Source organism: Bacillus sp. ISL-35, assembly GCF_018613355.1.
GTDB lineage: Bacteria > Bacillota > Bacilli > Bacillales > Cytobacillaceae > Mesobacillus.
On record NZ_JAGGQK010000029.1, the window covers coordinates 1 to 10,445 of the forward strand.

At 34.5% G+C, this 10,445-nt stretch carries 12 protein-coding genes; 2 read left to right on the forward strand and 10 right to left on the reverse strand.

What is annotated here, in order from left to right; all coding sequences use genetic code 11:
• Positions 1-370: 370 nt before the first annotated feature.
• Complete coding sequence (locus tag J7E38_RS23605; protein WP_214710410.1) at positions 371-901, forward strand: sigma-70 family RNA polymerase sigma factor; 531 nt, start codon at positions 371-373, stop codon at positions 899-901.
• Positions 902-904: 3 nt separating this feature from the next.
• Positions 905-2,077 carry a hypothetical protein gene (locus J7E38_RS23610; protein ID WP_214710411.1) on the forward strand — a complete coding sequence of 391 codons (1,173 nt, stop codon included), beginning with the start codon at positions 905-907 and terminating at the stop codon, positions 2,075-2,077.
• 210 nt (positions 2,078-2,287) lie between these two features.
• Here J7E38_RS23610 and J7E38_RS23615 read toward each other — a convergent pair whose 3' ends face one another.
• The 10 genes from J7E38_RS23615 to J7E38_RS23660 form a co-directional block, all read right to left on the reverse strand.
• Positions 2,288-2,833, reverse strand: coding sequence for a hypothetical protein (locus J7E38_RS23615; RefSeq protein WP_214710412.1), 546 nt, complete (start codon positions 2,831-2,833; stop codon positions 2,288-2,290).
• Between the two features lie 346 nt (positions 2,834-3,179).
• The gene (locus J7E38_RS23620) at positions 3,180-3,350 is read right to left on the reverse strand and encodes a hypothetical protein (protein ID WP_214710413.1); all 171 of its coding nucleotides are present in this window, start codon (positions 3,348-3,350) and stop codon (positions 3,180-3,182) included.
• 272 nt (positions 3,351-3,622) lie between these two features.
• Positions 3,623-3,781, reverse strand: a complete 159-nt coding sequence (locus tag J7E38_RS23625) for a hypothetical protein (protein ID WP_214710414.1) — start codon at positions 3,779-3,781, stop codon at positions 3,623-3,625.
• A gap of 281 nt (positions 3,782-4,062) precedes the next feature.
• Entirely contained in the window at positions 4,063-4,581 is a 519-nt protein-coding gene (locus J7E38_RS23630; protein ID WP_023613854.1) for a hypothetical protein, read from the reverse strand.
• The gene (locus J7E38_RS23635) at positions 4,578-5,243 is read right to left on the reverse strand and encodes an ATP-binding cassette domain-containing protein (protein WP_214710415.1); all 666 of its coding nucleotides are present in this window, start codon (positions 5,241-5,243) and stop codon (positions 4,578-4,580) included. The genes J7E38_RS23630 and J7E38_RS23635 overlap by 4 nt, the downstream gene beginning before the upstream one ends.
• An 821-nt stretch (positions 5,244-6,064) precedes the next feature.
• Entirely contained in the window at positions 6,065-6,877 is an 813-nt protein-coding gene (locus tag J7E38_RS23640) for a hypothetical protein (protein WP_214710416.1), read from the reverse strand.
• Positions 6,855-7,631, reverse strand: coding sequence for a hypothetical protein (locus J7E38_RS23645; RefSeq protein WP_023613850.1), 777 nt, complete (start codon positions 7,629-7,631; stop codon positions 6,855-6,857). The genes J7E38_RS23640 and J7E38_RS23645 overlap by 23 nt, the downstream gene beginning before the upstream one ends.
• A gap of 18 nt (positions 7,632-7,649) precedes the next feature.
• Complete coding sequence (locus J7E38_RS23650; protein WP_023613849.1) at positions 7,650-8,420, reverse strand: hypothetical protein; 771 nt, start codon at positions 8,418-8,420, stop codon at positions 7,650-7,652.
• A complete protein-coding gene (locus J7E38_RS23655; protein WP_023613848.1) occupies positions 8,420-9,322 on the reverse strand; it encodes a hypothetical protein in 903 nt (300 codons plus the stop codon). The genes J7E38_RS23650 and J7E38_RS23655 overlap by 1 nt, the downstream gene beginning before the upstream one ends.
• An 80-nt stretch (positions 9,323-9,402) precedes the next feature.
• Positions 9,403-9,834 carry a hypothetical protein gene (locus tag J7E38_RS23660; protein WP_214710417.1) on the reverse strand — a complete coding sequence of 144 codons (432 nt, stop codon included), beginning with the start codon at positions 9,832-9,834 and terminating at the stop codon, positions 9,403-9,405.
• Positions 9,835-10,445 lie beyond the last annotated feature (611 nt).

A 10,445-nucleotide genomic window follows, 5' to 3' on the forward strand; every position in this document is an offset into this window, starting at 1 on the left:
CTCTATAATACGAAAGCACCCGATAGTTTAAGTACATTTGTTCACAAACTTAGATTTATTACAGGAATGCTTCCCCATTAGTCCAATAAGCAATTCAACATAAAGGTTGGTAGTCCTCCCTAGATTGATAACCCAAAAAATTTTAGATTGTGAACCAAAAAATCTCCAAAAAAAATGAGTAACCCTCTAAGATGAACTAATTCACCAATAATATTCAGCAATTGAGCCTAAATAACGGTTTACGATAAAATAACTAGGTACTGGAAATAGCACAAAAATATTACATTAAATTCAAAACTTTTTATTTAATTGAACCATATTTGCTAAATTTATCGTCTATAAAGCAGCCAGTTATTAGGGGGAGAAAGATATGCACCACATCCGTCGTGAAGATTACCGATCAGATGAAGAATTACTTGAGTCTCTTATCGAAGAATACGCAGAAAGCATAAAGAAATTAGCATTTACTTATGTAAAGAATTGGACGGTTGCCGAAGATTTAACCCAAGAAACTTTTATTGCTTGTTACATAAAGCTGAAGGATTTCCGCGGAGATAGTTCATACAAAACTTGGCTTTATAAGATTGTAATAAATAAATGCAAAGACTATACCAGGAGTAAGTGGTATAAATTTGATATTCCATTTGACTATTTAAAGGAAAAGCTAAATTCTAAGGATAAATTACTCGACGAGAATCTAATCGGGAAGGAGGATGACTTTATCCTTTCCCAGACGGTATTATCATTACCGTTGATTTATAGAGAGGTAATCATTCTTCATTTTTACGTGGATTTGAAAATCTGGGAAATTGAAAATTTAACAGGAATCAAACAAGAAACTATTAAAACCCGTTTACGCCGTGCCAAGGACCAGCTTCGAAAAAAGATGGGAGGGAACTGAAAAATGGAGACTAAATTAAGGAATTTAAGAAGTAGTATGGAAAAAACTGTATTAAAACCCGGAAAAATTACCACAGCAGAAAAGAATAGAATCCTTGTAGAAGCAATTAACGGTGGAAATACCAAAAGGCGTAATTTATTTGCCCCTATTTTGTCAGCCATCGTGGTGACAAGCTTTTTATTATTATTGGGAAGTTTCCTACTCCAAAATGTACTTGATGGAAAAGAAACGAAACACAATGTTGCCCCTACAGTTACTGTTCCTAAAAAAGATAATGACCAATATATTAGTGCTTCCGACCAGGACAAAGATAATCCCCCTTTGGAAAATTCTCAAAATGAAGCAATTGAAAACGAACAACCAACCTATCCTTATATCGTTCTAAATGGCTACTACTATAAAAAAACGGATAGAGAGGTAATATCCGAACAATTAGGTGAACAAATTGCCAGCGTAGAACGAACTGGTGATTGGGCTATAAAAAAATCAGGGGATTCCAATGAAATCCCTCCTGGACCAATTTATTCTATAAACGGGGAAAATGAAAACTTGATTGCTGCAAAGGGAGTTTCTTATAAGAATGGAACAAACGTTTCTGCATATATCGTATTTCAGAAGTCCGATAAAATAATGGAAACAAATACTGAAGGAATCACTAGCGCAAAAGGTGATCCCCAAGAAACAAAAATTGCATTTGAGAACATAAAGAAAAAAGTGAAACCTTTATACGGATTTGTTGATATGGGCAATAGAACCAAGCTGGAATTAGTATCATATTCGAAAGATCCTACAATCCTAACTTATTACCATTTCCCTGAAGGAGATATACAAGAAAACGGCAACACCACTTCAGGTCTTTTATTTATCAACCAATATAGGAAGGGAATGAAGTTTGAAAATTCAAGATTTGACCATCCTTTTGTAATGGAGAGGATAAATCAGGCAGATGGCAGCATAAAATTCGAAATGGTGAAAGCTCTTGATTGGGAAAAACCACTAAAAATTGATTCCCTCGATTTAAATGGAATAAGCTGGGGAATATATCAAGATTCATTCCATAATGATTTTGTACTAAAAGGAGAAACAGAAAAATTCGAATTTGAAATCACCACCCAAGGTGACTTTACATTAGGAAGTTTGAAAGGACTTTTAGAGTCCTTTAAAGAAGTAAATTAGATATATCTTTCATAGAGTCCGTTTTACATCCTTGTAAATAGGCATCCCTAAGGATGCCTATTTGTTTTACCTTCTTTACCTAACCTGCTCCGTTTGTTTCAATAAGAAAAGGAGCTGCCGCGACAACTCCTTGATCTTTAACTCTTGCACCCTTTAGCTTAATAACTTCAACAATAAAGAAAGTAATTAATGAAATACTTTATCCCTAAATCACTTCACTTTATATTTGATTGAAATCTCTTTGTTCAAGGAATCTGACATAGGATCAAACTTATAATGAATAATCAATTGATTCGGTTCTTCCCATTCCAATTTATAAGCACCGTCCGAAAATGGCCGATAGCCATCATCTGTACTAATGCTGTTTAAATAAGTCATATATAATCTTGAGTTTGATAATTGGTATAGGCGGCCATCGATCACTACAAATTCTTCTTTACTATCTGGAGAGGAAAACTTTGTGTATTCTGCCTCAAATAGTAGACTTGGAAGGGACAGTAATATTATGAAAAATACCCCTATCGCAATTATCATTCCTTTTATACCTTTATCATTGAACAAATAAATTAGCGATACTATTGCCACAATTATAAGCAAATTAGATAATGCCAGATGACTAATACCGTTTGGCGGTGTCCCTATATGAACAAATACATCATTGATGCTTAATGTTAGCAAGGTAAAAAGTAATAAAATACTTGTAATAAATGTGATAATAGCCACCTTTAAAAATTCTTTTGTATTACTTTTATCCACTCTTTATCATCACCTTTGAACAATAATAGTAAATCCTTCTTCAATATTCCTGCATCTTTAGTTTAATAAGAAATTCAATAAAAAAGGTGCATTATCCTTCCTGAATCAATGCACCCGTTAGCCATCCATGAAGCACAAAAATCAGCGCTTCACCACAGAGAATGAAAATGGTCAGGCAGTGTCAATACTAATACTGACCTTTACACAGTCAACCTTAATCCATAGACTTTTTAAGTAGCTCTCTCCTCTTTTTTTATCCATTGAGAAGGGTCTTCTTTAGTATTGTCGTTTTTCAGAATTTGAAGAAACTTATTTTCATGGTAGTTTAAGTGTATTTTTTCACGATTTATTTAGGGAATAACTTACTTCCTATCCAACCACCTAATAAAGCAGATAACGCTGCAATTATAGCTTTGGTAATGAGGCTTGTATTAGGAATTAAATACTCAACTAAAAAAACCACAACTCCAACAAATATACCTCCAAATAAAGCCATTCCTGTACTTCCTTTATTCAATATAGCCACCTCCATTATTAGACATAAAAATAAAATATCAAATTGATTAAGTATTTTTTTATACGATGATATTGCTAAAAAGTTTAGCATTCTAGTGAAGTAAACTGCACCTTTTGTTCAATAAGGAAGTCAATAAGAAAGGTGCATGATCCTTCATGGATCACCGCACCCGGTAGTTTCATCAAATAATTGTAATTGATAAGTAATATGTTATTGAACATTCTAGTTTTCAATAATGATTTATCAGTTTTTTTCCTGTATGGTTTCTAAGACTAGTTCTTGTATCCATAAATTCTCATGCCACAATCTTCTGGATCTTTGCATACCCAAACTTCTTTCTTTACTTCTTTCCAACCGTCATCAAGACTTACCGTTTTATACTCAATCTCTTCTTCGTTCGTGTTTCCGCATGCAAAACATTCTTTAGTCATTTCAATCATTCCCCTTTCTATTTATTTTGAATATACATATTTTTCTGTAAATAAATTTTACCATATATCTTTTTGATTGGTTGAACTTAATTAATATTTCTTATGCTACTAAACTGCCTCGTTTGTTTAAGTGCAGTTCTTCACAAATTTAAATTATTAAAGGAAGTCTTTCCATTTTTTAAACACGTACTTTTTTCTAGGTCTCGAATAGCCTGGGTTACACACTCCATTAAATAAAGTATTGAATACAAACAAATAAAACGGGGCTTTTTTCGATTTAGTTAAAGTTCAATTGCTATGCCTAATCTTTTCCCTTTTTTATATTTTTCTTTCACTTCTGAAGAATATAGACTTTGATCAATATACAATTTCGCTTTTTTATTCTTGTATTCAGGCTTCACATTAAAGATTAAGGTAATATTTGTTTTTGTTTCAGGCGGTAAATTCCTTAATTTTTCTACATCAAAATCCCCTTCGATGGTTTGGTAATAATCCATACCGAAAGCAAGCTTTGATTCGATTACCTTGATTATGGAGAGATTTTTCTCCGATTCATTGATTATTTCCATTTCCATTTCCACAGGAACGAACTCATAGCCTTCTTCTTTTTGTTCTTCTCCATAATGAAAGTCTTTTACCTCCAAAGCTACATTTTCAAAGGCCACCCTTTCGCCTTTCTTGTGCATTTGGATTTCATAACTCTTTGCAACATCTACATTTACCTGGTAGACGCGTATACCCCAGCCAGCAGCGATGACAATAAAGGCAACTGCTAAAAGAATTATTGTTCCCCTATTCATTGCTTTTCTCCCAGATCGTAATGATCGACAATTTTCCCATTCTCCATCAGGAAAATTTCATCGGATAAGTAGTCCAATTCCTCTTTATCATGACTGGCTATTAAAATACATTTTTGCTCGTTTTTCAAATCCAGTAACAGTTTTTTTAATTCCTCCACCCCATCTGAATCCAACGCATTGGTGGGTTCATCTAAAATGATTAATTCCGGTTTTTCCATTATAGCCTGGGCAAGTCCAAGTCTCTGTTTCATCCCTAAAGAGTACTTTCGATATTTCCGCTTATCTTTTGGATCCAGGCCCACCAGGCGAATGGATTCCCTGATTCGCTCATCGTCAATCAAGTCATTCAGCTCTGCCAGCATCTTCAAATTTTTGAATCCAGTATAATTGTTCAGAAAACCCGGATACTCAATTAAAACACCAACACTGAGAGGGAACGAGGCATCCTTTCCCAATGTTACGCCTCCAACATCCACTGTGCCCTCGGTTGGTATAATTAGACCGCATAGAGCTCTGAATAACATTGTTTTGCCTGAACCATTTTTTCCTCTAAAACCATAAATCTTTCCCTTGTTCAAAGACAAGTTTATATTTTTTAAAACTGGCTGCTTGTTTATTTCCTTCGATACATTATTTGCTTTTACAAAGAACGATTCAGTCATTTCTTTATCCCCCTAGAGAATATCCTTTTTCCTGAAGACACTGTATGCAGCTAGAGAAACCAATATATAGAGTACAACGGAATATACTATTGAAAAATGAAATGTAAGATTATGGTCCGAATCAAATACTGCTTGTTTCAATATCATGGAGTGAATGGCTGGCAACCATTTGATATCGGAAAATGTCGATATCCCGCTTAAGATGATAACCCCAAAGTAAGTAATAAAAGGGGAAATAAATTGGATACAAAGGAGCTGGATACTTGATAAAACTAAGCTAGTCAAAAAATACCCAGTTATGATACGGAAGGTCAGCTGACCGGGTGTTATCGGATATTGCAAGGTTGGGTCAATATGGTTGCTAAAAAAGGGAGAAGAACCTATAGAAAAATCATTCAGGACTAGGCCTGAAGATATATAAATAACAAAATAGATTCCTAAATAGATCAAAATATTCTGTGCCAATACCCAGCCCATCTTCGCGAGAATGTAGGATCCCTTCGCATGACTCCTTAACAATAGATAATTGCGATTTTTTTTTTGATCATCAAATAAAAAATCACCAATCAGGAATTGAATATAAAATTGGATAAATACCCAATATACAGGAACTTCATAATCGCTGATGACTCTAATATAGCCATTATCTTTCAGCAAAAAATAAAAGACACCAGAGCTATTGCTTCCAAAGGGTTTCAATTGCAAGCTCGTCGCCACCGATAAAAAAGAAAGGATACAGAAAAAAATGATATATTTATGCTTTCCGTATGACCAACTATAAAGCATGTCCCTTATGATCAGTTTCAATATGACAGGTGTAGTCATGAAAGATAATCCCTTCTTTCATATAGCCATCCTGCTACAGCGTAAAATATCAGGGAAAGTACAAGTAAGTACACAGATCGATACAAAGTCAGTAATGGATCGATCCAATTTTGTATGGAAAGTGTTGCCATCATGGTGAATATAGGAATATGCAGAACACCTGTATAATCCAACCCTACAAGGGCTATAAGGATAATCATGATAAATGCGCTGTTTTTAATAAAAATCTTCAGAAAAAGAACGGCCATGGAAATCATCAAAAAACCCAGTAATTTTGTGATAAAAATAGTCAGGATTATTCTAGTTGAACTTAAATTTTCGCGGATTGATTGGAACTTTTCTTCGTCATCCAATAATATACTGATTGTGCCTTTTGAACTTAACCAGGTATTATCCCAGCCAACGAGCATTCCTCCAATTAGAAATGATATTCCTAAAATGAGAATCGCCAAAAAAAATGATAAACAAATAGCCGATACGGCTTGTATCTGCCATATGCGGAACCTGGAATGAAACCTGAGAACATAAAAAGCACTTTCAAGTTTCTCAACCAGTCTAGTCAATATCGTGACAATCACGGGGATAGCCACCAAAAGAAACATATGATGGTTTGTCCCTCCCTGCCATCCTCCAACATCAGCAATCAAATCAAAAATTCCCCTATCCGACCATTCACCTTTTCTCGCAACTACGAGCAAAAACCACAGGGCAAACAGACAGTAAACGCCAACCCAAAACCATACTTTTCTTAGTGAGATCAATCCGGCGATGGAAACACGTAATATGTTAAATCGTTTCATTTCTGCCACCCACGGTATAGTACCAAACAAAACTCCCGAATATCCCTACAAACAATATCACCGGTATCTCCCAAGTCGTCTCAACATTTCCCAAGAACAGTAGACTTAGAGACAGATTTCCTATCGCACTGGAAAGCACATCGATTCCTAAGACAAGTAAGAAAGGTACAATTAAAACAATGTATCGATTTTTAACGAATGTCGAAACGGCTAAACCAATTGAAGCCAGCATCCCGCCGAATAAAAACAGAATAAATAATCTTAGAAGTATGTAAAGGATTGGATGGTTATAAAATAGCTCTGGCCAAAAAGAACCTTGTATGACAAGAGGCATTCCAAAATAATAGTTGTTTTCTATCAAAGGATAAGCAGCCATCTCTCCTATAAAGTTTATGATTAGCGGAAAAACAGCTACCAAACCCCCAATCATAAAATTAACGAAATACCGGATGGTCAAATATTTACCTTTTTCAACTTTGGTCAATACACTTTTAATCAAACCTGTATTAAAATCTTCTGCATAGGCATCTGAATAGGCCAGAGAAGCAAGCAGGGGGAAAGTCAATGAATAGACCATATATGTATCACCAATGAAATACATCCAGCTCACAAACGCACTGCGGGGATAAAATACATAAAAATCATCAGATACTCCCTTTGGCCATGTATTCACAACGGGAATTAAAGCATATATAAGCCCAGCAAGTATCAGTATCCAGAATATGGGCCTGTTTCTAATCCGATTAAGTTCCATTTTAAGCATTCAATCACCCTACCAAAATTAATCATAGAATTCTTTTTTATCGTAAATTTTCCGGGAAACTAAATAGAATACAGTAATGACCAATATAAAATATAAGAAATTAAACCACTGTTCTTCAGAATCCAGCCAAGTATCTAAATTCATTTTTGCCTTCCCAAGAAATAAACTGAACTGGTTGAATAATATACCGTCGGTTCCTAATATAATGATTGCTGAAAAGAATACTAAAATATTCTTTTTTAGAACTGTTTTTAAAAAGATCACAGCTGTTGCAATAAACAAGACAGATAAAAATCTTGAACTAATTATGCTTCCCCAAACCCTAATGTTTTCAAAATAGGAGATATATTGCGAAAAGGAATCTTTATTCTCGATCAAAAAATAAACAGTCCCTTTCTTGCTTGGCCAAAAATTTTCTATATGACCGTTTATAAACCAGGAAGCAACGATTCCGCCCATCATCATCACAACGGTAAAGAATGCACTTAGAAATATTGAAAAAATGAAAAGGCGGTTGAGTAGTTTTCTTTTTTGCTTAATTCTTAAGACCACAATATCTTGTTCATATTTATCTATCATCGTTGGAAGCAAAATAGCCAGTATTGGAAGAACACCAAATACGAGAGTCATGATGCTCGCACTCCCGCCCATTCTTAAATTGACTATATAATCAAATAAAGAATTGCTGGATTCCTTATCAGCAACTTTGATACTTACAATCATTATGAGCAGGAAATAAGCCATAAAATAAATGGATGTCTTTTGGGGGACATATTTATGAGGGCTCATTACGGACCGTCTCCCCCACTCTTTTCCTGATAATTTTCTATTCCGCTAATGTTGAAATCAAGGTTCGACACTTCTTGGCCACCTGATGTATCCAATTGAAATATCCCATCCTCAATTCCTTTGTTAATAGAAATCTCTTTTAAGTTGAGAGTGAGAATCGCTTCCTTGCTATTCCCGTAAGCTTTTAAATCCAACAACGCACCTGTTTCTTTAGAAACGGTCATTGTAAAAGGGCCAGCTAAGCTTTCGGAAGTGCTATTGGCAATCACCCCTTCAATTTGATAAACTGGCATTCCAAATTGATTTCCTTCCTTATAGCTCCAATCGGGGTAATTATTATAAATCAGTGTGTACCATTCACTGTTAATCACAACGTCATTGAATAAACTCAGGTAATGGTTTTGTTTATTCATATCCGTATCTTTCGTGAATAGACCCTGATTTGGTTTTTGCCGAATAGCAATGCCATCTTTATATAATAAATTGATTTCCTCAACCACCTTGCCATTCTTTGTCTTTACATAATCTGCTTTATTACTCATCTTGGCTAGATCCAAGTGAAAAGTTATATGTGCAACTTCTCCTTTGCTCTCATCACCATATTCAAATACACCTTGAGCATTTCGAATATAATCCCATGAAAAATACATTTTCTTCACAATTTCAAATTGAGTTGGATACTTCCTTGCAAAATCTTCTTCCGCTTTCATCGCGAAAGGAAACTCAGATTCTTTCACTTGATCAATGTGTTGAGTGTTTTCTTTAGCAGGGCTCCCAGCATCTTTACTAATCACATTTTCTTCGGCCATATACTTACTTTTAAGAGTAGGATATACCTTGATTCCTATTAAAATTAATGCTAGCAGCGTAACAAAAATAATTGGGAGTATTTTTTTAAACATGTTTACTCCTCCTAGTATTCCTTACTTTGAACCGATGGTTAGAAAGAATTTTTCCAACCACCGGCCTTGTTTAAACCAAGTTAAAGAGAATCCGGGCTCCAAAGTCCTGAACCATAAAATCCATTAGGGTCAGCGCCTCGTGTTGCTTTAATCCGCACTTTCACACCTGCGCCATCGTCTTCATAAGCATAATTAGATAGGTAGCGTCCCTGATTAATGTTGACACTGCTAAATGAGTAATACCATGTCTTTGAGAAATTTGTATAATTCTCTCTGACTACAGAAGCTGTATAAGTAGGATTGGTCCCTCCTTGAAGCTTTTGCAGCTTCATATATGCCGACGTATTATCATCCTTAGCTCGTGCTGATGTATAGGCAACATTAGTCCCGATATCAAAATTAAAAGTAAATGCAGTATCATAGTAGTTACTTGCAAAAGAAGTCATTGAACCAATAGATAAAGTCAATGCTCCTGCTAATACAGCGGAATAAAGTTTCTTTTGAAAAGTCATCTTATCCTCCTAAAATTTATTGTAACCGGTTACTAGATTCAGAGTAGCATGATATTCCATAAAAAGGAATTAGTTTTTCGTCTTAATATATTCATTAATAGCAAATTTGTATTAAATATCAAAAAGAAGAAAAATGTTTCCCAACATCATATTATTATAAAATAAACATTCATGTTTAAGGCGCTATATGGATACTTTACCTTTTCATTTCTTTTGTATTTCATTATGCAGAAATTTTCCCAACATGAAATTTAGATGTTTTTCTACATAATTAGACATAGATACACCTGTAAAACTACCAATATTTGAAAATAATTTAGGAATGAAGCACCATTATCGTTTTCGTTTTATGTTTAGGTAGTTTTCTCCTGACAAAAAGGAGGAAGATAACTTCAAATTGGCATAAAACTTCTTTATCCCCAAGCCAGATGATAATATAACTAATTAAGGGTTCTACTGTTTTATTCCATATTATTTTGATACAAATAAGAGGCAATGAAAGGGAAAACTTTTTGTCCATTTACATCACCCTAATTTATTTTTAGGCTAATACTCACTAAAGCAATATAGATCTATCCTTATTCCACTAACCTCCCTCAATAAAAGAAGCG